The 23,252-nt window shown below is 45.0% G+C and carries 26 protein-coding genes; 5 read left to right on the plus strand and 21 right to left on the minus strand.

Going from position 1 to position 23,252, the window contains the following annotated elements:
• Window positions 1-9 precede the first annotated feature (9 nt).
• From F9802_RS10260 to F9802_RS10280, 4 genes are all read right to left on the minus strand, one after another.
• On the minus strand, window positions 10-1,152 hold the full coding sequence (locus tag F9802_RS10260; protein WP_152151593.1) for a Leu/Phe/Val dehydrogenase: 1,143 nt from the start codon (window positions 1,150-1,152) through the stop codon (window positions 10-12).
• Window positions 1,153-1,444: 292 nt separating this feature from the next.
• Window positions 1,445-1,906 carry an Lrp/AsnC family transcriptional regulator gene (locus F9802_RS10265; RefSeq protein WP_152151595.1) on the minus strand — a complete coding sequence of 154 codons (462 nt, stop codon included), beginning with the start codon at window positions 1,904-1,906 and terminating at the stop codon, window positions 1,445-1,447.
• Window positions 1,907-2,285: 379 nt separating this feature from the next.
• The gene (locus F9802_RS10275; protein ID WP_152151600.1) at window positions 2,286-3,629 is read right to left on the minus strand and encodes a sodium-dependent transporter; all 1,344 of its coding nucleotides are present in this window, start codon (window positions 3,627-3,629) and stop codon (window positions 2,286-2,288) included.
• Window positions 3,630-3,940: 311 nt separating this feature from the next.
• Window positions 3,941-4,915: an NAD(P)H-dependent flavin oxidoreductase gene (locus F9802_RS10280; RefSeq protein ID WP_152151602.1), complete on the minus strand. Its 975-nt coding sequence runs from the start codon at window positions 4,913-4,915 to the stop codon at window positions 3,941-3,943.
• Window positions 4,916-4,995: 80 nt separating this feature from the next.
• Here F9802_RS10280 and F9802_RS10285 point away from each other — a divergent pair, with 80 nt between their 5' ends.
• Complete coding sequence (locus tag F9802_RS10285) at window positions 4,996-5,526, plus strand: gamma carbonic anhydrase family protein (protein WP_152151604.1); 531 nt, start codon at window positions 4,996-4,998, stop codon at window positions 5,524-5,526.
• 107 nt (window positions 5,527-5,633) lie between these two features.
• Here F9802_RS10285 and paaX read toward each other — a convergent pair whose 3' ends face one another.
• The 15 genes from paaX to F9802_RS10360 all read right to left on the minus strand — a co-directional run bounded on the left by paaX (window position 5,634) and on the right by F9802_RS10360 (window position 18,593).
• Window positions 5,634-6,512: a phenylacetic acid degradation operon negative regulatory protein PaaX gene (gene paaX / locus F9802_RS10290; protein ID WP_152151606.1), complete on the minus strand. Its 879-nt coding sequence runs from the start codon at window positions 6,510-6,512 to the stop codon at window positions 5,634-5,636.
• A gap of 89 nt (window positions 6,513-6,601) precedes the next feature.
• The gene (locus F9802_RS10295; protein ID WP_152151608.1) at window positions 6,602-7,378 is read right to left on the minus strand and encodes an enoyl-CoA hydratase-related protein; all 777 of its coding nucleotides are present in this window, start codon (window positions 7,376-7,378) and stop codon (window positions 6,602-6,604) included.
• Between the two features lie 99 nt (window positions 7,379-7,477).
• Window positions 7,478-8,683: a 3-oxoadipyl-CoA thiolase gene (locus tag F9802_RS10300; protein ID WP_152151610.1), complete on the minus strand. Its 1,206-nt coding sequence runs from the start codon at window positions 8,681-8,683 to the stop codon at window positions 7,478-7,480.
• Window positions 8,680-9,552 carry a 3-hydroxyacyl-CoA dehydrogenase gene (locus F9802_RS10305; protein WP_152151612.1) on the minus strand — a complete coding sequence of 291 codons (873 nt, stop codon included), beginning with the start codon at window positions 9,550-9,552 and terminating at the stop codon, window positions 8,680-8,682. Before F9802_RS10305 ends, F9802_RS10300 begins: the two co-directional genes overlap by 4 nt.
• Before the next feature lie 75 nt (window positions 9,553-9,627).
• Window positions 9,628-11,145: an aldehyde dehydrogenase family protein gene (locus F9802_RS10310; RefSeq protein ID WP_152151614.1), complete on the minus strand. Its 1,518-nt coding sequence runs from the start codon at window positions 11,143-11,145 to the stop codon at window positions 9,628-9,630.
• 14 nt (window positions 11,146-11,159) lie between these two features.
• A complete protein-coding gene (locus F9802_RS10315; RefSeq protein WP_152151616.1) occupies window positions 11,160-11,933 on the minus strand; it encodes an enoyl-CoA hydratase-related protein in 774 nt (257 codons plus the stop codon).
• Window positions 11,934-11,947: 14 nt separating this feature from the next.
• A complete protein-coding gene (locus F9802_RS10320) occupies window positions 11,948-12,724 on the minus strand; it encodes an enoyl-CoA hydratase/isomerase family protein (RefSeq protein ID WP_152151618.1) in 777 nt (258 codons plus the stop codon).
• Window positions 12,724-13,026, minus strand: a complete 303-nt coding sequence (locus F9802_RS10325; protein ID WP_152151620.1) for an EthD family reductase — start codon at window positions 13,024-13,026, stop codon at window positions 12,724-12,726. The genes F9802_RS10320 and F9802_RS10325 overlap by 1 nt, the downstream gene beginning before the upstream one ends.
• Window positions 13,027-13,046: 20 nt before the next feature.
• Complete coding sequence (gene paaD / locus F9802_RS10330) at window positions 13,047-13,547, minus strand: 1,2-phenylacetyl-CoA epoxidase subunit PaaD (protein ID WP_152151622.1); 501 nt, start codon at window positions 13,545-13,547, stop codon at window positions 13,047-13,049.
• A 28-nt stretch (window positions 13,548-13,575) separates the two neighbouring features.
• Window positions 13,576-14,388: a 1,2-phenylacetyl-CoA epoxidase subunit PaaC gene (gene paaC, locus F9802_RS10335; protein ID WP_152151624.1), complete on the minus strand. Its 813-nt coding sequence runs from the start codon at window positions 14,386-14,388 to the stop codon at window positions 13,576-13,578.
• Window positions 14,385-14,729, minus strand: coding sequence for a 1,2-phenylacetyl-CoA epoxidase subunit PaaB (gene paaB, locus F9802_RS10340; RefSeq protein WP_152151626.1), 345 nt, complete (start codon window positions 14,727-14,729; stop codon window positions 14,385-14,387). The genes paaC and paaB overlap by 4 nt, the downstream gene beginning before the upstream one ends.
• 25 nt (window positions 14,730-14,754) lie before the next feature.
• Window positions 14,755-15,708, minus strand: coding sequence for a 1,2-phenylacetyl-CoA epoxidase subunit PaaA (gene paaA, locus F9802_RS10345; RefSeq protein WP_152151628.1), 954 nt, complete (start codon window positions 15,706-15,708; stop codon window positions 14,755-14,757).
• A 216-nt stretch (window positions 15,709-15,924) separates the two neighbouring features.
• Window positions 15,925-16,164: a ferredoxin gene (locus F9802_RS10350; RefSeq protein ID WP_152151630.1), complete on the minus strand. Its 240-nt coding sequence runs from the start codon at window positions 16,162-16,164 to the stop codon at window positions 15,925-15,927.
• A gap of 38 nt (window positions 16,165-16,202) precedes the next feature.
• Window positions 16,203-17,228, minus strand: a complete 1,026-nt coding sequence (locus tag F9802_RS10355; protein ID WP_152151632.1) for an NAD(P)/FAD-dependent oxidoreductase — start codon at window positions 17,226-17,228, stop codon at window positions 16,203-16,205.
• A 36-nt stretch (window positions 17,229-17,264) separates the two neighbouring features.
• Window positions 17,265-18,593 (minus strand): phenylacetate--CoA ligase family protein, encoded by a 1,329-nt coding sequence (locus F9802_RS10360; RefSeq protein WP_152151634.1) that lies wholly within the window; start codon window positions 18,591-18,593, stop codon window positions 17,265-17,267.
• Window positions 18,594-19,156: 563 nt separating this feature from the next.
• Between F9802_RS10360 and F9802_RS10365 the strand changes: the two genes are divergently transcribed.
• The 4 genes from F9802_RS10365 to F9802_RS19650 all read left to right on the plus strand — a co-directional run bounded on the left by F9802_RS10365 (window position 19,157) and on the right by F9802_RS19650 (window position 21,878).
• The gene (locus F9802_RS10365; protein WP_152151636.1) at window positions 19,157-19,513 is read left to right on the plus strand and encodes a DUF485 domain-containing protein; all 357 of its coding nucleotides are present in this window, start codon (window positions 19,157-19,159) and stop codon (window positions 19,511-19,513) included.
• A complete protein-coding gene (locus tag F9802_RS10370) occupies window positions 19,510-21,060 on the plus strand; it encodes a solute symporter family protein (protein WP_152151638.1) in 1,551 nt (516 codons plus the stop codon). Before F9802_RS10365 ends, F9802_RS10370 begins: the two co-directional genes overlap by 4 nt.
• Before the next feature lie 16 nt (window positions 21,061-21,076).
• The gene (locus F9802_RS10375; RefSeq protein ID WP_225435290.1) at window positions 21,077-21,529 is read left to right on the plus strand and encodes a PaaI family thioesterase; all 453 of its coding nucleotides are present in this window, start codon (window positions 21,077-21,079) and stop codon (window positions 21,527-21,529) included.
• A gap of 175 nt (window positions 21,530-21,704) precedes the next feature.
• Complete coding sequence (locus F9802_RS19650; RefSeq protein WP_191991861.1) at window positions 21,705-21,878, plus strand: hypothetical protein; 174 nt, start codon at window positions 21,705-21,707, stop codon at window positions 21,876-21,878.
• Here F9802_RS19650 and F9802_RS10380 read toward each other — a convergent pair whose 3' ends face one another.
• Window positions 21,879-22,346, minus strand: a complete 468-nt coding sequence (locus tag F9802_RS10380; RefSeq protein ID WP_152151640.1) for an S-ribosylhomocysteine lyase — start codon at window positions 22,344-22,346, stop codon at window positions 21,879-21,881. It abuts the gene before it with no gap.
• 62 nt (window positions 22,347-22,408) lie between these two features.
• Complete coding sequence (locus F9802_RS10385; RefSeq protein WP_152151642.1) at window positions 22,409-22,936, minus strand: hypothetical protein; 528 nt, start codon at window positions 22,934-22,936, stop codon at window positions 22,409-22,411.
• Window positions 22,937-23,252 lie beyond the last annotated feature (316 nt).

Consider the following 23,252-nt stretch of genomic DNA (forward strand, 5'->3'; position numbering starts at 1 on the left):
CAAGCGTAATTAGTTGCGAATATCCCACTTCGGCTTCATTGAAGAAGTATAAAAGCTGTTTCTTCTGCCTCTGTCGGCCATTCTTTTCTCGCACATTTTATTCGCTGCTTCCATCGTCGTCACCCGGTCAAGCTCCGCCTGCTGGTACACTTCTAAAATCGAATCGTAAATATGCTTCGTTTTCGCCAGCACTCTTTCTTTATTCACACCGTATAGTTCATCAGCCACTTGGATGAGCCCGCCGGAATTAATGATGTAATCCGGTGCGTGCAAGATGCCTTTTTCAGACAGCTGTCTGCCGTGGTCTTCCGTTAGAAGCTGGTTGTTCGCTGAACCTGCAATCGCTTTCACTTTAAACTGCTTGATTGTGTCATCGTTGACAACGCCGCCAAAGGCGCACGGGACGAAGATGTCTGCTTCCTGAGAGTAAATGTCATCGCTCGCGACAACTGTCACGGACCCGGACGTTGTTTTTGCTTTTTCCTGGATCGCATGCAAGCTTTCTTCATTAATATCTGTGACGAACAAGTCCGCCCCTTCTTCAAGCAGCCCCTCCGCCACTTTGTAACCAACTTTGCCAAGACCTTGAATCGCGTAAGTGACGCCCGATAAACCATCTTTGCCAAACAGCATTCTGTTCGTTGCTTTAATGCCGTACAGAACGCCCATTGCTGTTGGAATCGAGGAATCTCCACCGCCGCCATAAGCTTCCGGAACACCAACAATACGGTTCGTTTCTTTCATGGCGTGAATAAAATCATCCATCGTTGTCCCCATGTCTGTCCCCGTGTAAAAACGGCCGCCGAGAGAATCAACGAACTGGCCGAACGCGCGGAACAGTTCGGGTGATTTGTCTGTGCGCGGATCACCGATGATAACTGCTTTCCCGCCGCCGAAATCAACATCGGATGCGGCACACTTGTAGCTCATCCCTTTCGATAGGCGAAGTGCGTCCTCCAATGCTTCATCAAGGCTGTTGTAAGGCTGCATACGGCAGCCGCCAAGCGCCGGGCCGAGCGTTGTATCATGAATGGCGATGATCGCCCGCAAACCTGTCGCCGGGTCGTTGCAAAAGACGACTTGTTCATGTTCAGACATTTTATCGAATAGAACGAACTCTTCTGTGATTGATTTTTTTTCTACTAAACTCATTTTTGTTCCCCCTCATTGCTGATCTTCATTTTTGTAAGCCCTTTCAAAAAATAACAAAGACCTTTAAAGCAATTACGTTTAATATCGACCATTCCTTATTTAAAGGGATTTCTTCTACCTTAATTATAAAAGGCTAAACAAAAAATACATATACCAAAGTGGTTGAGTTTTCCGATCTGTCTTTACTTTTTGTATAGATTTTCGCGTGTTGCCTCCACTTTGTAAAGCGCTTTCATTTCTTAGTGTCTGCACTTAATTGCATAAAAAAATAAACCTCTAAACAGAGGTTTATTTATAGTGAAGGCCATTTATGTTTTTCATCGGTTGGCAAAATAATTTTCTCTGAAACAGGGGATTTTAACACGATAGACGTATGAATAATACCGAATTGGATCAAATAATCAATGAGCTTATTTAAGTGTTCCATGTCATTTACGGCTGCTTTCATTAAATAATTAACCGTCCCAGTCAATCGGTGACATTCAATAATATCAGGATGCTCATAAGCCATTTTCTCGAATTCATCATAAGGAACACTTACCTCACTTACTTGAATGAATAAAAGAATATGACGACCAACAGCAGCTGGAGATACTTGTGCACTTACTTTATCTATAATCCCTTTTTCCATAAGTCTAGTGAATCGCTCTGCCACGCTAGGCCGGCTAAGAGATAGTTTTTTTGATAAATCACTTAATGTGATTCTTCCGTCTTCTTGAAGAATTTTTAGCAGTTGAATATCTGTATGATCCATACTCTCACCTTCAAACTCTTTTATTAAGGCTGTTTTTGCAAACTTTGTTGCTATTTACCAAGTAGTGTGGTGTGGTTGATTTCCGCTCCAGTTGCTCGCTTTCCGCGGGGCGGGCGGTGAGCCTCCTCGGCGTAAACGCCTGTGGGGTCTCACCTGTCCAGCTATTCCCGCAGGAGTCTCGCACTTCTGCTTCAATCAACCTTCAACAGTTTTCGTTTTAAAAGCAACAATCTCTTAGAAAAGAGCCTTTATTAATTAACCGATTTACCCATATATTTTCAAAAACCGGGAAGCTTTTCTTTAAAGAAAGGCAATCCCGGACATTTTCAATATATTACTACATTGTATTCGTGAAAAAATAAAGAATACTTCCTGTACCTTAAAGAATACCGAGCACATCTAAGAAAACGATCACGATAATGACTGGCGCGAAATACTTAATTAATAGAAACCAGGCAGCAAAGATCTTTTTGCCAATCGATGACCCTTCGGAAATCTCTTCTATTAATCTTTGCTTGGAAATTTTCATCGGAACGAAAATGGCAATCAACAGTGCGCCAAGCGGCATTAACATATTGCTGACAAGGAAGTCGGCTGCATCAAAAATGGATTTATTAAAGATCGTTACGTCACTTAATACGCCGAATGACAAGGCGGAAGGAACGCCGACAAGAAAGATGAGCAATCCGATGATCCACGAGAATTTCATACGTTTACTGTCGTTTCCTTTGGATAGAACCGCTACGATAATTTCGAGCATCGAGAAAGCCGATGTTAAAGTTGCAAACAGGAACAGTACTAAAAAGGCGATTAAAAATATGACTCCAAATGGGATCTGGTTAAAGACTGTCGGCAAGACGTTGAATAATAATACCGGACCGGCATCTGGCTTTAGGCCATAAGCGAAAACAGCCGGGAAAATCGCCAAGCCAGCCAAAATGGCTACGAGCAGGTTCATTGTCACAATCGAAATAGCCGATTGCGGAATGCTTTCTTTTTTCGATAAGTACGAGCTGTACGTAACCATGACGGACACCCCGACGCTGAGTGCGAAGAAAGACTGCCCCATCGCAAATAGAACCGTTTCAGATGTGATTTTGGCTAAATCAGGCTTTAAGAAAAATTCAATTCCTTCCATTGATCCATCGAGCGTCACGGAGCGGAAAATGATCAAAAGGAATAAAATAAACAGCGCAGGCATCATAAACTGGCTTGCCTTCTCTATTCCTGCCGTTACTCCTTTTGATACGACGTAAATCGTGATGACCATAAAGATAAATTGGGCCAGCACGGAAACCACCGGATCAGTAATCGTCTCTCCGAACAGCGCGCCGTATTCCGCTTCCGACAAGCCGCTTAAATCCCCTGTGAAACTTTTGAAAATATAAATTAAAATCCAGCCGCCAACGACACTATAAAAAGATAATAACACGAAGCATGTAAATATCCCGAGACGGCCGATCAAATGCCACGAAGAGCCGGGGGCTAATTCTTTATAAGATTCAACCGCATCTTTCTGCGTACTTCTTCCAATAATAAATTCCCCAATTAAAAGCGGGAGTCCGACAAGCAGCGTAAACAAAATAAAAATTAAAAGAAAAATGCCTCCTCCGCTTGTCCCGGCCACATATGGAAACTTCCAAATGGCGCCGAGCCCGATCGCTGAACCCGCCGCGGCCAAGATAAAACCGAGTTTCGATGACCACTGTTCTTTTTGTTCCATTTCTTCACCTCACAAGTTTTTCATTAAAGAAAGCGCTTACATTGTTTTTCTTTTCTATTACAAGCTTAATATATAACGTTATTCTTACGTCATTTTATCAATCGGTAATAGTTGAGTCAACCGCGTTTTTAGAAAACTTTCATTTTTTAAAAATGACTGGATTTTGAAAGTAAAAAAAGAGCGCAGCTGAGGCGCCCTTCGTTAAACATTTTCCCAGTAAAATTTTCTTTAAGAAAACTTTTGTCCGAAAGCGGCTCACCGTTGCATAATAGCACAAGCCAGCTCTCTCAGGCAACCGCAAAATACTTCCTTTATTTTGCGGCTTTTGATTTAACCGCTTCCAACTCTGCCGCTGTACGGTTGATCTGCCCGCCCGCTTCTGTGATCATGCTGTCGAGCAATTCTTTCACAGTCGGGATATGGTCAATCAGTCCGGAAATTTGGCCGCTGTTAATGAAGCCATTTTCCATGTCGCCTTCGATGGCGCCTTTGACGTGTTGTTTTTCCGATGTCCATTCTGCATATTGCTCCAATGTCATGCCTGCTTTTTCCCGCTCGTCCAATGTTCTCGCGTACGGCGTGTTTAAAATTCGTCTGACGCGGCCAACGCTGCGGCCGATGATCATCGTTTCCGTGTCACCCGCTTCAACGAGATTTTGCTTGTACCGCTCGTGAAATGGTGCTTCCTGCGTAGCAATTAACCGCGTACCGATTTGCACACCGCTTGCGCCGAGCATGAGCGCGGCCGCAAGACCATGACCATCGCCTATGCCGCCGGCTGCCAACACCGGGACATTGACGTGCTTCACAATTTGTGGAATAAGCGTAAACGTCGTCAGCTCCAAATTGGAATTGATGCCGGCTGCTTCAAATCCTTCCGCCACGAGAATATCCGCACCGGCCGCTTCTGCTTTTTGCGCATGCTTCACAGAAGCGACCAGCGCAATAACAGTGATGCCATGCTCATGAAGCACCGGAATGAGCGGCGCCGGATTGCCGGCTGAAAGAGAAACGACCGGAATGTTATGTTTAATGACGAGTTCGATTAATTCTTTCGTATACGGCGACACACTAATCGCGATATTCACTGCAAAGTTTTTAGTCGTCCGCTGTTTTGTTTCTAAAATAATTTTTTCTACTTCATCCGGCGTCATCGTGCCGCAGCCGATCGTGCCGAGACCGCCCGCTTCTGACACCGCAGCTGTCAGCTGGGCATTGCTGATGTTGCCCATTCCCCCTTGGATGATCGGGTAGTCTATCTGAAGTTTCTCACAAATGTATTTCATGATTTCTCCTCCTCTTAATAAGAATGTTATAATAAATGAAAAAGAAAAACAATTGCGTTAATTTTAATGGAGGGGAAGAAATGATTGTCAATTACAAAGGAAAAAAAGCACAGTTGGATTCATCCGTTTTTGTTGCACCGAGCGCCCAATTAATTGGCGATGTACACGTCGGGGAAGAATCAACAATTTGGTTTAACGCCGTGCTTCGGGGAGATGAAGGCCCGATTACGATCGGGAAAAGATGCAGCATTCAAGACAACTCGACGATCCACTTATATGAAGGCGCACCCGTTGTCGTTGAAGATGAAGTCACCGTCGGGCACAACGTTATTTTGCACGGCTGCAAAGTCGGCAGACGCTCAATTATCGGCATGGGCTCGACGATTCTCGATCATGCGGAGATCGGAGAAGAATGCATCATCGGCGCCAACACATTAATTCCAAACGGCAAAAAAGTCCCGCCCCGCTCGCTCGTCGTCGGCTCGCCGGGAAAAGTCGTCCGCGAATTAACTGAAAAAGACTTGGAACTCATTCAACTGTCCATTGATTCTTACGTTCAAAAAGGATACGAATTCCGCGAAATTTTCGCCGATGAAAACAACTATAAATAAAATAAACAGAGGCTGCCCGACTTTTGGGCAGCCTCTTTCGTTTACTGGCCAGTAAACCAGATTTACGAGCCGAACACCCTTTTTACGGGGCAGCCTTTTGTAGTTCTCTAGTTAATAATCAGCGGATGATCCGCCGCGTCATATGATTTGTCTTTGCGGCGCATGTCGTTGTCTTCGCGGAATACTTCTTCAAAGAACTGGCTCGCCGGTTCAGCGAGCAGCTTGTAATACTGTTCGAACAAGAGCGCCGCATGGTTGCCGTTCCACATATCCGGCAGCAGTTCTTTCGGCAGGCCAGGATCAGTAAAGAGAAACTTGCGGTATTCATGAACGAGGTTCGTCCGTTCGACGAAGCACTCGGCGTCGGTCATTTGTCCGCTTGCCATCGTGCTTTGATGAACGATGTATTTCTTGCTGTAGATAGAAATAAACTCTTCATATTTCCCTTCGATTTCTTCGAGCGGCCAGCTTTTTTCGACGAGCGTTTTGTCAGCTTTCGGGCCTGTGTATTCCGCCAAGAAATAATCGACGTATGAACTGATATCATATCTTTCAACGAGCAGTCTGACTTCTTTTGCAAGATCGTTCGGTGTAATCCAGCAGCCGTTTGAAAAGCTGCCGAAGCCGCTCCATAAAAGTTCTTTACGCAGTTCATCACGAATTTGCCGTTTTTCTTCGGGGATCGCATACATGAGCATACGCCATTTGCCGTCCCATTCGTGCGGCATTAATTTAAAAATCCGGCGGGCCGCTTCTTCCATACGCACCTCTCCGCGCGGGGTCAAGAAATAATAGCTTTTATTCCCCTTTTTTTCGGACTGAATCCATCCTTGCTTTACCATTCTGGAAACGGCCACGCGCACCGACTGCTCGTTGTGGCCAAATTCCTTTAATAACCGGATTAAGCTGCCGATCCAAATTTTGTTGCCGTAATGGCGAATATAATCGCCGTAAATCGTAAAGATCATTGATTGTGTGTTCGCCATTTCTTCCCACTCTTTCTCTGTTCGTTCTTTATCTGTCTATCACGTACTTTCTCTTCTTTTATTATAACGTTAGATTGGAAAAAGCAAACTTATTTTCCTGAAAACTGCGGACTTCTTTTTTCACTGAATGCTTGCAGCGCCTCTAAGCGGTCTTCTGTCGGGATCGTTAATTCGTACGCTTTTGACTCAATCGCAAGCCCCGTCTGCATGTCCGTGTTCATCCCTTGCGTAATCGCGTATTTTGCTTGTTTAATAGCAACCGGGCCGTTTTTCATAATGTCAGCCGCAAGCTGTTCACAAGCAGAAAGGAGCTCTTCCTGCTTCACTACCTTCAAGACAACGCCAAGCTCCTGTCCTTCTTCCGCCGTGAATTTCTTCGCTGTGAAAATCAATTCCTTCGCCTTCATTTCACCGACTAACCGCGGCAAACGCTGCGTGCCGCCAGCGCCTGGAATGATCGCCCAGCTCGTTTCAGTCAGCCCCATTTTCACACCTTCTGCGGCAATTGGAAAGTCGCAGGCAATCATCAGTTCGAATCCGCCGCCAAGCGCATAGCCATTTACTGCGGCAATCGTCGGCTGTGGCAATGCGGCAATGCTGTTGAACACGTCTCTAATCGCTTTTACATTTCGTCTTACTTCTGTTTCCGTCAGCGTCTTCCGTTCTTTTAAATCGGCGCCGGCGCTGAAAGCTTTCTCGCCTGCTCCAGTAAAAATAACGACTTTCACTTCCGGATCCAGTGAAATCGCATCGGTTACTTCCTGCAGCTGCTTCAGTGTATCGTAATTAAAACAGTTTAACGCTTCCTTACGGTTGATTGTAACATAAGCAATATTGTTTTCTTTCGTATACAAAACAGTGGACATGATTCTCTCTCCTTTTATGGCAAAAGGCTGTCCAACACTTGCCGCTGCTCTTCCTCGGAAAAGAGCGCTGGCGCCTGAAGGACAGCCTGTTTTAAATAATTATTCGTTTACATTTTCAATAATAGCCGCAATTCCTTGGCCGACGCCGATACACATCGTCGCCAAACCGTATTTCTCATCGCGCTTTTTCATTTCATAAAGAAGCGTCGTTAAAATACGGGCACCGCTTGCTCCTAGCGGGTGGCCGAAAGCAATCGCTCCGCCGTTGACGTTTACTTTTGCCTGATCAAGCTCCAGTTGGCGCATGCACTCAAGCGCCTGGGAAGCGAACGCTTCATTTAATTCAACGAGGCCAAGATCCTCTGTTGTAAGGTTGGCGCGTTCCATTGCTTTTCTTGAAGCGTAAATCGGTCCAAGTCCCATAACGGCAGGTTCAAGCCCCGCTGTTGCACCCGTTACATATTTCGCTAATGGTTTTAAGTTTAATTCTTTCGCTTTTTCGGCACTCATCAGAAGCAATGCTGAAGCACCATCGTTTACGCCGGATGCGTTACCGGCTGTTACTGTGCCGCCTTCAAACAGCGGTTTCAGTTTGCCGAGCTTCTCAAGAGTCGTATCCGGACGTGGATGTTCATCTTGGTCAACGACGATTTCATTGCCTTTCCGGTCTTTGTATACAACTGGAACGATTTCATCCGCAAAGCGGTTTTCTTCCATTGCTTTTTTCGCGCGCTGCTGGCTTTCAAAAGCAAATTGATCTTGGTCTTCACGGGAGACGTTATGACGCTGGGCAACGTTTTCTGCTGTTTGCGGCATAGAATCTACGCCGTACATTTCTTTCAGCTTTTTATTCGTAAAGCGCCAGCCGATTGTTGTATCTTGCAGTTCCATGTTGCCGCGCGGGAAATCTTTATCAGGCTTGGCCATAACGAGCGGCGCACGTGTCATGCTTTCTGTTCCGCCCGCGATAAAGATATCTCCTTCGCCGACAGCAATCGCTCTTGCCGCGTACATCACTGCATCGAGGCCGGAACCGCACAGACGGTTAATCGTCGTGCCTGCGACTTCAACAGGAAGGCCTGCGAGCAGCCCGGACATTCTCGCTACGTTACGGTTGTCTTCGCCCGCTTGGTTCGCGTTGCCGAATATTACTTCTTCAATTTTTTCTGCCGGAAGATTCGGATTTCTTTCGACGAGTGCTTTAATGACAACTGCGCCAAGATCATCCGGACGTACGTCTTTTAATGCTCCTTTATATCTGCCAATAGGTGTGCGGACAGCATCTACAATGACTACTTCTCTCATTTTTTAATCAACTCGTCTTTCTTCGTATAGTCATACACACCTTTGCCGCTTTTACGTCCAAGCCGTCCTGCTTTAACATATTGTTCAAGAAGCGGGGCCGGGCGGTATTTCTCCCCAAGCTTTTCGTGCAAATATTTTAAGTTGTTCAACCGGGCGTCAAGACCAACAAGGTCGACAAGTTCAAATGGTCCCATCGGATAATTTAAGCCGAGCTTGATGGCTTTATCAATTTCTTCCGGTGTGCCAAGACCCTCTTGCAGCATGTAGAACGCTTCGTTGCCGACAAGTGCACTGATCCGGCTCGTGACGAATCCAGGGAATTCATTGATGACAACTGTTTCTTTGCCCATTTTAATAGCGACTTCTCTAATGATTTCAGCTGTTTCATCGCTCGTTTCCAAGCCGCGGATAATTTCGACGAGAGGCATTTTATGTACCGGATTGAAAAAATGCATCGCGATTGTTTTTTCCGGGCGCTTCGCAAACGAAGCAATTTCTGTTGGACTCATCGTGGATGTATTTGTCGCAAAGAAGCACTCTTCTGACGCATGCTCTTCAATCGTCTCAAATACTTGTTTTTTAATAGCTGCTTTTTCAGGAACGGCTTCAATAATTAAATCAGCGGCACCTGCTGCTTTTGCGAGATCGCTTTCATAATTTAAATTCGCGCGTGCTTTTTCAGCTGCTTCTGCTGAAATTTTGCCGCGTGAAAGGCCTTTTTCAAAGATAACGTCAATCTCTTGCTTTGCATTTTGCAAAGCGGATTCGTTGATGTCCACTACTGTCACTGAATATCCGCCGACTGCTCCGACGTAGGCAATGCCTCTGCCCATAACTCCGGAACCGACGACCACAATGCGGTTGATCATATGGATTCTCCCCCTTATGCGTGTAATGAAGACGGACAGATGGCTTCATGCCGTCTGTCCGTACTCATTTGTCAATTAAAGTCCGAATGGATTGATCGGACGGCTGCCGTAGTAAGACAGGATGCTCTTCGTTTCTGTGTAAAGATCAAGTGTTTCAATGCACAGCTCACGGCCGAATCCGGATTGTTTGTATCCGCCGAATGGTGTGCCCGGGAATGCCGAGAATGGGCAGTTGACCATGACGATACCTGCTTGAATTTGGTTCGCTACACGAGTTGCGCGCGCGCCGTCTTTTGACCAGACAGCAGAACCGAGACCAAATTCTGTATCATTAGCGAGTCTGATCGCTTCTTTTTCATCTTTAAATTTCATGATGACAACAACTGGCCCAAAGATTTCTTCTTTGACAACCGTCATGTCATGGTTGACGTTAGCAATGACAGTTGGCTCATACCAGAAACCATTTTCATGGCCTTCAGGCTTCACTTGTTTACCGCCGGCAAGAATTTCAGCGCCTTCTTTAATGGCAGATTGAACGTAGCCGTCGACAGTATCAAGCTGGCCTTGGTCAATGATCGCACCAACGTGTGTTTCTTTATCGAATGGATTGCCAAGCTTCAATTTTTTCGTTTTTTCAACAAATTTGCTGACGAACTCGTCATAAATGTCTTCATGAACGTACAGACGTGAACGTGCTTCACAAGATTGTCCTGTGTTGTAGAAAATACCGAATAGAGATCCATCTACTGCTGCATCGATATCTGCATCTTCAAATACGAGGTTAGGAGATTTGCCTCCAAGCTCAAGTGTCACACGTTTTAATGTTTGGGATGCTTTAGCCATGATATCTTTACCGATTGGCGTAGAACCTGTGAATGCTACTTTATCTACTTTCGGATGTTCAACTAAATAGTTCCCAACTTCTGAACCTGAACCAGGAATGATATTGACCACTCCGGCAGGAACGCCAGCTTCAAGACAGATTTCACCAAGAACAATGGCTGTAAGTGGTGTGACAGAAGCAGGTTTTACAATGACAGAACAGCCAACAACAATGGCCGGTGCTATTTTCCAAGCAGCCATCATTAACGGATAGTTCCATGGAATGATTTGCGCACATACACCAACTGGCTCTTTTTCTGTGTAGTTATGGAATTGGCCTGGTACATTATTTACTACTCCGCGGTGGCCAACGACCGCACCAGCGTAAAATTCAAAGTCTTCGATCGCTTGTGTAATTTGTCCTTGTGCTGCATGAAGAGATTTACCTGTATCGAGAATTTCTAATTCGACAAGCTCATTGAAACGAGAGCGCATGATGGCAGCAATTTTGTTTAACACTTGCGCACGGCGGCCGACCGGGTACTTTTTCCATTTGCCGTTGTCAAATGCGTCGCGTGCTGCTGCGATGGCGCTTTCTGTATCTTCTTTTGACGCTTTTGCTACTTCAGCTACTAGTTCTCCAGTTGCTGGATTGTACGTTTTAATTGTTGCGCCATTGCTGCTTTTTACTTTTTCACCGTTAATAATTAAATGATAAAAGTCGCGCTTGATCGCTTCTTGTTGAGTTTTCGTTTCTTGAGTTGTTGACATTTTTTCCACTCCCTTTATTTTCCTGAGAAAACAGGTTTTCTTTTTTGCATAAAAGCTTCGACGCCTTCGCGGTGATCAGCTGTTAATCCAGCCGTCCGCTGGCCTTGTGCTTCTAGTTCAAGGTAGTCTTCAAAAGAAAGCACTGAAGCGGCTTTTAATGATCTTTTAATTAAACCGATAGCTTTCGTTGGCATAACAGCCAGACGAGCCGCAAATGTACTCACTTCTTCTTCGAATGTTTCTGCCGGAATCATCCGGTTAGCAAGGCCGATGTCGACTGCTTCAGCAGCCGGCACTTTTTCTCCTAAGATAGATAGTTCCGCTGCTTTTGCCTGGCCGACGAGCTGCGCGAGAAAGTAGAGATTGCCAGAGTCCGGAATCAATCCAACATGGACGAAGGCGTTTACAAAACTAGCTTTCTCTGAAACGAGCCTGAAGTCACAAGCAAGCGCGAGGCTGAACCCTGCACCAGCGGCTACTCCATTGACTGCTGCGACAATCGGTTTTTCACATTGTCTAATTTGTTTGACCATCGGCCCGTAATGGTCTCTTAGCACTTGGCCGTGATCCATGTTTTCATCGACTTCTGACAAATCCTGGCCGGAACAAAACGCCCGTCCTTCGCCGATCATGACGATACAGCGAACTTCGTCGTCGGCTGAAGCAGCTTTCACCGCATCTTTAATTTCACGGTTCATTTGCGCGACGAACGCATTTAGTTTATCAGGTCTGTTTAAATAGAGCCAGGCGACTCCGTCTTTAACGTCATAGCGAATCGTTTCAAACATTCGACAAAGCCCCCTTACCTTCCTTTATAATTCGGTTTCCTTTTTTCAACGAACGCATTCATGCCTTCTTTTTGATCCTGTGAAGCGAAAAGCAGATAGAAATTTTTCCGCTCGTATTGCATGCCTTCATACAATGGATAATCGACGGCTTTGTTGACCGAATCTTTGATGAGCCTCACGGAAAGCGGCGGCTGTTTCGCGATTCTTGAGGCAAATTTCAAGGTTTCTTCCATTAACAATTCAGGTGCGACGATTTTGTTGATGACGCCGTGTGCTAGAGCGGCTTCCGCCGGAATGCGCTCTCCCGTCCACAGCCATTCAAGTGCTTTCGTCCTGCCGGCGAGCTTTGTTAGTCTTTGTGTGCCGCCTGCACCTGGCATGACACCGATCGACACTTCCGGGAAAGAGAACTCAGTTCCGCTTGCAGCGATCAAAATGTCACAGCACAGCGCAAGCTCAAAGCCGCCGCCGAATACAAATCCTTTAACCGCACCGATGATCGGCTTTTTAATTAAAGCGAGCCTGTCCCAGTCAGCAAACTGATTTAACAGCTCGAGGCGAATCGGATCATCTTCGGCCATTTCATCAATGTCGGCGCCTGCTGAAAAGGCGCGGCCTTTTCCCGTCAAGACGATGACGCGGACATTATCATCGCGGTCAAATGCTTCCATCGCTTCGACAATTTCGCCGACCATCTTGCGGTTCAATGAATTGAGCTGGCGGGGGCGGTTCAATTCGATGACCGCCGTGCCGCCTGTTACAGATGTTTCGATGAATTCAAAGCTGTTCATTACGCGTCCTCGCCGATCATCAACGTAACGAGGTCACCCGCAAATCCCATTAAGTCCTTTCCAGATGCTTTTCCTTCGTCTGAACGCAAACCTTGCTGCAATGCTTCCATGCTGTCATAAGTCATTTCGCACATTAGATAGTATTTTCCTTCGCCGCCCATTGGAGATCCAGTGATTTTCGTCACTTTCATTTCACGAAGACCCGGGATTTTTGCTGTAATCGGTCCATGCACATTGAAATAGTGCTCATCAAATTTCTCTTTATTTTCAGGATGTTTGTACAACGCGATTAATTTAGCCATTTTTTTCTCTCCCTTTATCTTTACATTAATGTAGAAACAGGTTTCATTGCTTCAAAGACGTTTTTACAGCTTTTGCAGTATAAAATGCTTCGGCAAGCGGTCGGCCCGAAAATGTTTTCCATCGTGACGTACGTCGATTCGCAGTACGGGCAATCAATATGCCAAGTGCCGTCTTCTTCAAAATGCTTCGGCGGCGGGGCAATACCGAACGCCCGCAAGCCTTTATGGCCGTTTTCTGAGATGCGGTCTGATGTCCATGGCGGGTGAAAAATAAACTCCACTTCAACTTCCGCAATTTCTGGCAATTCTTTTACCGCATTTACCGTATTCTTTTTAATAATTTCCAATGCCGGGCACCCTAAAAATGTCGGCAGAAGAACGATTTTTACGTTATTTCCTTCAGTGACAACTTCTTCTACCATACCAAGGTCAATAATGTTGACTGTATCAATTTCCGGGTCTTTTACATTCATGAGTGCCTCATATACTCGTTGATTAGCAGATTCTACAGTTGCAGTCATGTAAGGACACCTTCTTTCCGGTATTAGATTACCAAATAGCTACAGGATCCAGTCGGTACACTTCAGAAAGCGTGGACAGTGCTTCTGTTAAATCTTCTGAATGGTCGCCGTTTCGGCCATTTGCAGCCGGTGCTTCAGGAATTGCCGGCACTTCCATTCCGATTGATTCAAATACTGGTGCCATGTTCGCTTTCCATTTATCTTTCAACTCTTCTTCACTAGCGATTAAGCCATTGCTTTCAATTGCTTGTTTCGCGCTTCCATAGGAGAATACATCTCCGAAGTCTTTCATGACAAGTTCAATGGCGTCATTCATTTTCTTTTTCGCTTCATCTGTAGAGCTTAACAACTGCACAAACCATGTTTTCCAGTGCAGCATGTGGTAAAACAACTCCATGTTTACTTTCACAGCTGCTTCAGCCAGCGGAGTGTAAGAGCTTTGGCGCAGTGAATCGATTTTCACTTTTTTCGCCTGCGTGTAGAAATAGCTTCTGACGACTGCATAAGCCCAGTCGTATTGAGGTGTTTCCATGTAATAACCTTCACCGTTCACACGCTCAGTTAACACGCTGTTCTTTCTTTCTTGTACTGGGCGCAGGTGAGCGAGGTCATCCGCTTTCCCGAGTCCTAAGTCTTCAAGAAGAGTGTAATACATGGTGGCATGCCCCATGCTGTCCTGGCTGATAGAAGAAGAAGCGACGTCTTCCTCGATGTGTGGAGCAAGTCCGAGCCACTCAGAGCCGCGGTAAGAGAACAAGAAGTCATCGTCCGCCAGTTGAAATAAAAGATTTGTTACTGCTTCTTTATATTCCGGGCTTAATACGTTTTCTGTGCTGCTCATTTATCGTCGCCTCCCCATGACAAGATCTCTTTTTCATCCAGCATTTGCTGTTCGTAGTGACGCCACTTCTTCTTTAAGTAGCCGTACCCTTTCGTCGTGCGGTATTGTTTATTATCAAGCCGGCCGAGTGTTAATTTCTCTTCGGCGTCCATGCCTCTAATATGCTTTCTGTTCACAATCCAAATGTCTGCAACTGGCTCGCGGCGCATAAAGTTTTCCTGTGCCATCACAAGGGCCATATCTTCGTTCGGAGCAAGCAGACTGAACTGATGCTGGAATGCAGAGCTCGGTGTCCGCTTGCTGAATACTTCATATTCTTGATAAAATGTTTTTTCTGCCATTTTTCTTCTGCTCCTTTCTATTCGTTCAGTTTACTGTTGCTGCCAGTGCGTCGCGCACCCATGCGTTGTTTTCATAAGAAGATCTGCGCAAGTTCAAACGTGCCTGGGAACGAGGCCCTTGGTTTTTAATGATTTTTTTGAATTCTGACCAATCCGGCTGCTCGTAAACCCACGTTTTATTTTCTTCATCGTAATGCATCGTTGAATCCGGAATGGTTAACCCGAGCGATAAAATACGCGGAATATATTTATCAAAGAAATCTTGTCTTAATTGTTCATTTGTTTTTGTACGGATTTTATATTTAATCGTTACGTCTTGTTTAGATGTGCCTGTTGTGTCTTTGCTTGCTGGTCCGAAGAACATCAGCAATGCCTCCCACCAGCGGTTTAATGCGTCTTGAATCATCGCTTTTTGTTCATCTGTTCCTTCAGCAAGTGCCATAATGATCGCTTCGCCGTGCTGTGCATGGAATACTTCCTCTGCACAAATGCGCTGCAACGCTCTTGCATACGGGCCGTAAGAAGCACCGAGCATGTTCGTTTGCGTAATGATCGCGGCTCCGTCTACGAGCCAGCCGACAAGTCCGGCATCCGCCCATGTTTTTGTTTCCATATGGAAGACGTTGTGGAACTTCAAGTCGCCTTTAAACAAGTCTTGCATTAAGTCGCCGCGGTTTTTGCCGTATGGCTTTAACAAATCTTCTGCTACACGAAGGAGCAGCTGTCCGTGTCCCATCTCATCTTGCACTTTTGCCATGATGCCGAGCTTTCTGTGAAGAGACGGTGCTTTCGGTACCCATTCTTTCTCTGGAAGCGCTCCCATAATTTCACTGATCCCGTGCATGGAAATCAACTTCACTAAGGCCATGCGGTACTCTTCCGGCATCCAGTCATCGGCCTCGATTTTATCTCCTGCTTCGATCCGCTGGACAAATTGCTCTAACTTTTCCTCTTCAGTCATCGTTGACAGATTAGACATTGTCTGCTCCTCCTTTAATTCTATCTCAAGTTTTTAAAAAACGTGTATAACACTTTTATAACGTAATTATAATTTATTGTTATATATAATGCAAATATATTCTGATAATTTTCTTTAAAAAGTTTTTTCCAACTATCGTAAATACACATAAATAGAAGCGCCTGTCTGCCCGACAGGCGCTTCTATCATCACTTTATGATCATAAGCGTACTTTTATTATACTTTTTCTGCACATAATGGCTCGTCCGCCATTTTAATTGATTCAGTCGGACAGCCTTCGAGCGCATCCTCCAAGTCATCAATTAATTCTTCAGGCACTTCAGCTGTTCCTTCGTTATCATCAAGAATGACGTAAGCAAGGCCTTCATCATCGTAATCAAAAATGTCCGGCGCACTCGCTCCGCAAGCTCCACAGGCGATACAAGTTTCCTGATCGACAATGGTATATCTAGGCATGATGTTTGTTCACTCCTTTTATATTTTAGACAAGCTGTTTATTTAACGGCTGTTTCTTTTTTTTTGTCAGACTGGTCCATAATGGACGTGCTGTGAAGCGGCTGAACTTTCGCTTTTGGATCAATATATACTTTCGCGTTGCTGACAGCAGTTGGCGCTTCACCAAATCCGCTGGCGATTAACTTCACTTTTCCTTCATACGTACAAATATCTCCTGCTGCATAAATGCCTTCGATATTTGTCTCCATGCGGGAATTGACAACGATGCTGTTTTTCTCAATTTCAAGGCCCCAGTTTTTAATCGGGCCGAGGGAAGAAACAAAACCGTAAGTAACGACGACGTCATCCACGTCGACGACTTCTTTTTGCGTGCCTTTCACTTCTTGGAGCACGACTTGTTCGATTCGGTCTTCTCCGATTAATTCAGACGGCACGTACGGCGTCAAAATGTTCACGGAAGAATTTTTCATCGTTTCTACGCTGTGCTCATGTGCGCGGAATTTATCGCGGCGGTGAGCGATCGTTACTTTTTCCGCAATCGGCTCAAGCATAAGCGCCCAGTCAACCGCCGAGTCGCCGCCGCCGAATACTTGTACTTTTTTCCCCGCAAACTGATTTAAATCATTAATGAAATAATGAAGGTTTTTGCCTTCGTATTTTTCCGATCCTGCAAGTTCCAGCTTTCTCGGCTGGAAGGCTCCGTTGCCGGCAGTAATCACGATTGTTTTCGTAAAATGAGTGCCGGCATTCGTTGTCATTTTAAACACGCCGTCCGCCTGCTTCTCGATTTCCTGCACGGCTTCTTCCAGACACACAGTCGGATTGAATTGATCCATTTGCTCTTTTAAATTATCTACGAGTTCCTGCGCTCTTACTTTCGGGAAGCCGGCTACGTCGTAAATGTATTTTTCAGGGTACAGCGCGGACAGCTGCCCGCCAAGCTGCGGAAGGCTCTCGATGATCTTGCAAGACATTTGTCTCATTCCTGCATAAAAAGCAGTAAACAAGCCAACGGGCCCTCCTCCGATAATGGTGATGTCAAAGGTTTGTTGATTGTCAGACATTCTTTAGTTCCTCCTTCAATATAAGTGATTCTCTTATTATACGCCTACCGTATTAGAATTTCTCAAATCAACTACCCGAATCGCTTTTCCTTCTGATCTTGGAATCGCTTTTGGGATATTGAAGACGATGTCCATTGTGACTAAACAAGTGTTTTTCATTAAGTGCTGGATTTGTTTTTTCATTTTTTGAATTTGTGCATGGGTTAAATCTTCTGCAATTTCTTGATATAATTGGCTGCTCACTTCAACGTGAAGCTCTGCGCTGTCCATCGAGCCTTTTCTTACTAAGTGAATTTGATAATTTGGAACGAGTCCTTCTATTTGCAAAAGCACACGCTCAATTTCAGATGGGAAGACGTTTACGCCTCGAAGGATGATCATATCGTCTGTACGGCCTTTTACTCTCGACATTCTTACTGTCGTCCGTCCACATTTACATTTTTCTCTCGTAATTGACGCAATATCTCCTGTGCGATATCTGATTACTGGAAACGCTTCCTTTGTTAAGCTTGTGAAAACAAGTTCGCCGTCTTCTCCTTCAGCGACCGGCTGCAGTGTTTCCGGATCGATAACTTCAATGAAAAAGTGGTCTTCCTGGACGTGTAAGCCATCTTGCGCTTCATGGCATTCAATCGATACGCCAGGTCCCATAATTTCACTTAATCCGTAAATATCAACCGCTTTCAAATTAAACGTTTCTTCCAGCTTAGCACGCATTTCTTCCGACCAAGGTTCCGCTCCAAAGATGCCGTATTCGAGTGACGTCTCCCGCGGATCTAAGCCCATTTCCACCATTTTTTCAGCGATATTTAAAACATAAGACGGTGTGCCGGCAATGCCTCTTGGCTTAAAGTCTTGAATGAGTGTAATTTGTCTGTCTGTGTTGCCTCCGGAGATCGGAACGACGGCGGCACCTAATTCTTCTACTCCGTAATGAAGGCCAATTCCACCGGTGAATAATCCGTAGCCGTATGCGTTGTGGAAGATGTCAGATTTCTTTCCGCCAGCTGCCACAATCGAGCGCGCCACTACTTCTCCCCATACTTTAATATCATTTTTTGTATAGCCAACAACTGTTGGTTTTCCGCTCGTCCCTGAAGAACCGTGAATACGAACGACATCTTCCTGAGGTACAGCAAATAATCCAAACGGATAATTGTCACGCAAATCCTGCTTCTTCGTAAATGGAAGCTTCACGATGTGGTCAAGGCTAGTAATGTCTTCCGGGGTAATACCAAGCTCTTCAAATTTCTTTTTATAAAATTCAACATTTTCATATACTTTCTTCGCTGTCGTTTGAAGACGATTCAGCTGCAAGCTTTCCATTTCAGGACGTGCCATTGTTTCAATTTGTGGATTATACATGTGTACCCCTCCGTTACTTAATATGTCATATTCCCGCTAATAGGCTTTTAGAAAAGTGCGCATAACGATTTAAAAACGATAAATTACAATTCGGTAATATGTTTAAAGTTTAAAATCTCAAAAGCCGGTTGTCAATAATTAATTTCTGAAAATTCGTATTTGCCCGTTTCGTCTTTATATTCTTTTCTTTCAGATGCTTCTTTTTATAGTGGAAATATTCGATAAATTCCAGACAAAGCATGTAAACGCTACCAATTGTTCTTTTTGAGCGAACTCAGTATTTATATATATAAAGAAAAAAACATAACGAATTTACAGAAATATTCGAAATTTATATTTACATCTAGAATGGCCTGTGTTAATTTTATTTAAATGATTTATAAGCGCTTTCATATATGTCGTTTTTAAATCGTATGATTAATTTTTAGTTATTCAGATCGTAAGAAAGGAGGAAGGAAAACAGACGATCCACACATCTTTTATTGCAGCGAAACACATTGCTAAAGAACAATAGCATTCATCTTTTTATTTTAACATGTTTGATCAAGAAAGGAGCTAATTAAATGGGAGCTTTATCAAAAAAAGATACGGCGACATCTCGCCCTTCAGTTCATAAAACAAGTTACACTCATTTAACTCAACAACCGGAATTCCGTGCTCTTCTTAAGAAAAAGAAAGCATTCATTCTTCCGATGACGATCTTTTTTCTCGTATTTTATTTTCTGCTGCCGACTCTCGCTGCTTATACAAATATTTTGGAAGCGCATGCATTTGGCGGACTCACATGGGCCTGGGTGTATGCACTAGCACAATTTGTCGTCGTTTGGGTGGCCGGAGTTATCTACATTAAAAAAGCCCAAGGCTACGACAGCATGGCGGAAGATATTTTAGCTAAGCATAAGGAGGAATTGGACGCATGAGTGTGATGTCACTGGCCTTATTTCTAGCAATCATCTTTTTAACTCTCGTGATCACTTATCTTTCTTCTAAGAAAACGAAGAATGCGAGTGACTTCTATACGGCCGGCGGCGGATTGACTGCCTGGCAAAATGGCTTGGCTGTCGCTGGTGACTTTATGTCTGCCGCTTCTTTTCTTGGAATTACCGGCGCGATTGCTTTAGTCGGCTTTGATGGTTTTTATATGAGTATTGGCAACCTTGTTGCTTTCTTATTTTTGCTTTTTCTCGTATCAGAACCACTTCGAAATCTTGGTAAATACACACTTGCCGATATGATTACTGCCCGCTTTAATTCGAAAAAAGTTCGCGGTATGGCAGCGGTTAGTACACTTGTTATTTCAATCTTTTATATGATTGCCCAGCTTGTCGGCGCAGGCGGCTTGATCAAGCTTTTGCTCGGCATTGATTACTGGCTGTCTGTTCTTATTGTCGGTATCTTGATGACGATTTATGTGATTTTTGGCGGCATGACAGCGACGAGCTGGGTACAGATTACGAAAGCCGTACTGCTTCTCGTTGGATCATTTATTTTAACGTTTATCGTTTTTGCGAAATTTAATTTTAACGTCACACACATGTTTGAACATGTAAAAACAGCGACTCCGCTCGGAGATATGTTTTTACACCCTGGAAATAAATATACAGATGCGCTCGATATGATTTCATTTAATATGTCGCTCGTTCTCGGAGCCGCTGGCCTGCCTCACTTGCTCGTCCGCTTCTTCACAGTAAAAGACGCAGCGACTGCCCGCAAATCTGTTGTTTATTCGACTTGGTTCATCGGCGCCTTTTTCATTATGACGATTTTCCTTGGCTTCGGCGCAGCTGCGTTCGTCGGCTTTGATAAAATCGTTGCTGCCAACCCGGCAGGAAATATGGCTGCTCCATTGCTTGCCCAAACTGTAGGCGGCGAAATTTTATTCGCTTTTGTATCAGCTGTTGCTTTCGCTACGATTCTTGCGGTTGTTTCCGGGCTCGTATTAACGTCCGCTTCGGCATTCGCCCACGATATTTACGGTCAAATCATTAAAGGCGGAAAGGTCACGGAAAAAGAACAAGTATTAGTCGCACGCATCGCCTCAGTGAGTGTCGCGGTTGCATCGATCATCCTTGCGATCTTTGCGCAAACGCTAAATGTTGCTTTCTTGTCCGTTCTTGCACTCGGTATCGCAGCGAGCGCCAACTTACCAGTTATTTTATGCACGATTTATTGGAAGCGCTTTAACGCGACAGGAGCTATTACCGGTATGCTGGTCGGCCTTATCAGCTCGGTCGTGCTCGTGCTTTTAAGCCCGAACGTCTGGAATCCGGAACCGGGCGCAGCCATTTTCACGGGCGATCCGTTATTCGGCATGATGAACCCGACGATTTTCACTGTACCTCTAGGCTTCCTCGGCGCCTACTTAGGAACTGTACTGTCACGTGAAAAAGCAGATGAAGAAATATATGCGGAAGTGCTGTTCAAATCCAATACAGGCTATGGCATCAGCTCCGCTAAAGACCATTAAAAAGCAGGTGACTGAATTGACAAAACAATTGGACGAACTCGAAGTCCACGACACTCATTACGATCAAATTATCGAAACATTAAAACAAGAGCCGTATGCCAACCATTTAGGCATACAGTTAACAGCGCTCGGCAAAGGCACGGCTTCTGCCGAACTGCAAATTGAAGATCACATGCTAAATGCACACGGAACCGTTCATGGCGCCGTCATGTTCGCCATCGCTGATTACGTCTTTGCTGCAGCGAGCAACTCCTACGGCAAAATATCCGTCGGCTTATCGACTAACATGAACTTTATGGCTCCCGGCCGCAAAGGGGCTGTTTTAACCGCTTCAGCAGTGGAAGAAAAAAAGACGCGGCGAATTGCCTGGTACCGGATCACCGTTGAAAGCGAAGGAAACCTCCTGGCGACGATGGACGCCACGGTTTACCGGAAAGACCAATATTTCGTCCCAGTTGACGAATCTTAATAAAAAAGAGGCTGCCAATTTATGCTGGCAGCCTCTTTTCTAATTTGTTTAGGAAATTAGAAAACAATCTTAATGTGAATGTTTTTGCTAATGGAGCGGGTCTACGTCCAGCTTCAGCGCCTAGCCCCTCGAGGTCAAATAACCATTCCTCAATGAAGTCAAAAAGCAGACTTCTTTGGGGAAAGAACATTTGCTTGTCGGGGCTGACCAAGGCGCTTGCGCATTTGTTGTCCAGCTCCGCCTCCTTGGGGCTCGAGGTCATATGCCAATCTGGCTTACGGCAAAAAGCGCCGCTTCGCCAGATTGGCATATGCTTGTTGCCCCATGGCAGTCGGCTCCGCTTTTCTAATTAAAACACTTCCGTCCATTCTCCGCGCTTGGACAGCATGTAACGAGCGAGTTCTTTCGCCCCTTCCAGGCTGTGGCTCGCTGCCCATCCGCACTGCACTTCATTGCACGCAGGCACTTCTGTCGCTTCGAGCACGTCGTTCAATGTCGCTTCCACAATGCGCAAAACGTCTTCGTAATCTTCATGATTAATTACAGACATATAGTAGCCTGTCTGACATCCCATCGGACTAATATCCACGATTTTATCGGAATGGTTGCGGCTAAACTCGGCCATCATATGCTCGAGTGAATGAATCGCCGGCATGTCCATATGGTCTTTATTCGGCTGAGAAAAACGAAGGTCATATTTGTTAATTTTATCGCCATTTGCCCCTTCCACAACACCCGCCAGACGGATATAAGGCGCTTTTACTTTCGTATGGTCAAGGTTGAAGCTTTCCACATTCATTTGTTTTTGTTCAGACATCATGATCGCTCCTTCATAAAATAAATTACTTTCATTATACCAGTTATCCGATTCCTTTTGGGTTATTTCATCGCAGACAAGGCCGTTTGCTTCCAGCCGCCTTCCTCTTTATTGAATACCATGATCTGGCGCGTCGTTTCTTCAATTTCTTTTTCTGACTGTAAATCTTTCGTGACTGACTTCATCGCGACAAATATGTGGGCTTCTTTTTTCTTATCATCATATTTAATAATGGCCGTATGCAGCGGCTCCATCTTCGCATCAAATGTGTCAAACACCTTCTTCACATACAAACGCTCTTCCTCATAATCACGGTCTGTGTTTTTAGAAATCGTATCCATATACGCATCTAGATCTTTTCCATTAAACGCATCGACATGCCGGGTGAGCGTCTTCATTAACTCCTCTTTTTCCTTAGGAGGAATATTATCCGCTTCTTCAATCGGCCGAGTGACTGGCTGCTGCTCCGCCTCTTCCGTTGTTTGTATCTCGTCAGTCTTCTCTTTCTTCTCTTCCTTCGCTTCCTCATCACCGCAGCCGGCAAACAGAACAGCAGCCAGCAAAGCAAGTCCAATTAATCTAAATTTCAACGCCTTCACGTCCTTTCTGCCTTATTGTATGCCAAAATCCCTTTTCTCCTCAACTATCGAACCCCGGGAAAAAAAAAGAATAGTCATGCAGGCGCAAGTTTTATGCACAGTCACTTTGGTTTTGTGCGCAGCCTAAGGGAATTTGTGCGCGAGTTCGGCTTATTTATGCGCGAACAATACTTTTATGCACCGCAACTCGGAGTTTATGCACCGTCCCAAGGATTTGTGCACGAATAACCCAGTTTTCTGCGCAGATGTGCAGCATTTGTGCACAGACCGCAAAAATAGCCGCCCAAGGTACTTACCCTGGACGGCG

It is taken from the genome of Bacillus aerolatus, assembly GCF_009183655.1.
Taxonomy (GTDB): Bacteria; Bacillota; Bacilli; order Bacillales; family Domibacillaceae; genus Pseudobacillus; species Pseudobacillus aerolatus.

Coding starts and splice junctions, on each gene's coding strand:
- F9802_RS10260 (WP_152151593.1), bottom strand. CDS start 1,152: ATGAGTTTAGTAGAAAAAAAATCAATCACAGAAGAGTTCGTTCTATTC.
- F9802_RS10265 (WP_152151595.1), bottom strand. CDS start 1,906: ATGGATCATACAGATATTCAACTGCTAAAAATTCTTCAAGAAGACGGA.
- F9802_RS10275 (WP_152151600.1), bottom strand. CDS start 3,629: ATGGAACAAAAAGAACAGTGGTCATCGAAACTCGGTTTTATCTTGGCC.
- F9802_RS10280 (WP_152151602.1), bottom strand. CDS start 4,915: ATGAAATACATTTGTGAGAAACTTCAGATAGACTACCCGATCATCCAA.
- F9802_RS10285 (WP_152151604.1), top strand. CDS start 4,996: ATGATTGTCAATTACAAAGGAAAAAAAGCACAGTTGGATTCATCCGTT.
- paaX (WP_152151606.1), bottom strand. CDS start 6,512: ATGGCGAACACACAATCAATGATCTTTACGATTTACGGCGATTATATT.
- F9802_RS10295 (WP_152151608.1), bottom strand. CDS start 7,378: ATGTCCACTGTTTTGTATACGAAAGAAAACAATATTGCTTATGTTACA.
- F9802_RS10300 (WP_152151610.1), bottom strand. CDS start 8,683: ATGAGAGAAGTAGTCATTGTAGATGCTGTCCGCACACCTATTGGCAGA.
- F9802_RS10305 (WP_152151612.1), bottom strand. CDS start 9,552: ATGATCAACCGCATTGTGGTCGTCGGTTCCGGAGTTATGGGCAGAGGC.
- F9802_RS10310 (WP_152151614.1), bottom strand. CDS start 11,145: ATGTCAACAACTCAAGAAACGAAAACTCAACAAGAAGCGATCAAGCGC.
- F9802_RS10315 (WP_152151616.1), bottom strand. CDS start 11,933: ATGTTTGAAACGATTCGCTATGACGTTAAAGACGGAGTCGCCTGGCTC.
- F9802_RS10320 (WP_152151618.1), bottom strand. CDS start 12,724: ATGAACAGCTTTGAATTCATCGAAACATCTGTAACAGGCGGCACGGCG.
- F9802_RS10325 (WP_152151620.1), bottom strand. CDS start 13,026: ATGGCTAAATTAATCGCGTTGTACAAACATCCTGAAAATAAAGAGAAA.
- paaD (WP_152151622.1), bottom strand. CDS start 13,547: ATGACTGCAACTGTAGAATCTGCTAATCAACGAGTATATGAGGCACTC.
- paaC (WP_152151624.1), bottom strand. CDS start 14,388: ATGAGCAGCACAGAAAACGTATTAAGCCCGGAATATAAAGAAGCAGTA.
- paaB (WP_152151626.1), bottom strand. CDS start 14,729: ATGGCAGAAAAAACATTTTATCAAGAATATGAAGTATTCAGCAAGCGG.
- paaA (WP_152151628.1), bottom strand. CDS start 15,708: ATGTCTAATCTGTCAACGATGACTGAAGAGGAAAAGTTAGAGCAATTT.
- F9802_RS10350 (WP_152151630.1), bottom strand. CDS start 16,164: ATGCCTAGATATACCATTGTCGATCAGGAAACTTGTATCGCCTGTGGA.
- F9802_RS10355 (WP_152151632.1), bottom strand. CDS start 17,228: ATGTCTGACAATCAACAAACCTTTGACATCACCATTATCGGAGGAGGG.
- F9802_RS10360 (WP_152151634.1), bottom strand. CDS start 18,593: ATGTATAATCCACAAATTGAAACAATGGCACGTCCTGAAATGGAAAGC.
- F9802_RS10365 (WP_152151636.1), top strand. CDS start 19,157: ATGGGAGCTTTATCAAAAAAAGATACGGCGACATCTCGCCCTTCAGTT.
- F9802_RS10370 (WP_152151638.1), top strand. CDS start 19,510: ATGAGTGTGATGTCACTGGCCTTATTTCTAGCAATCATCTTTTTAACT.
- F9802_RS10380 (WP_152151640.1), bottom strand. CDS start 22,346: ATGTCTGAACAAAAACAAATGAATGTGGAAAGCTTCAACCTTGACCAT.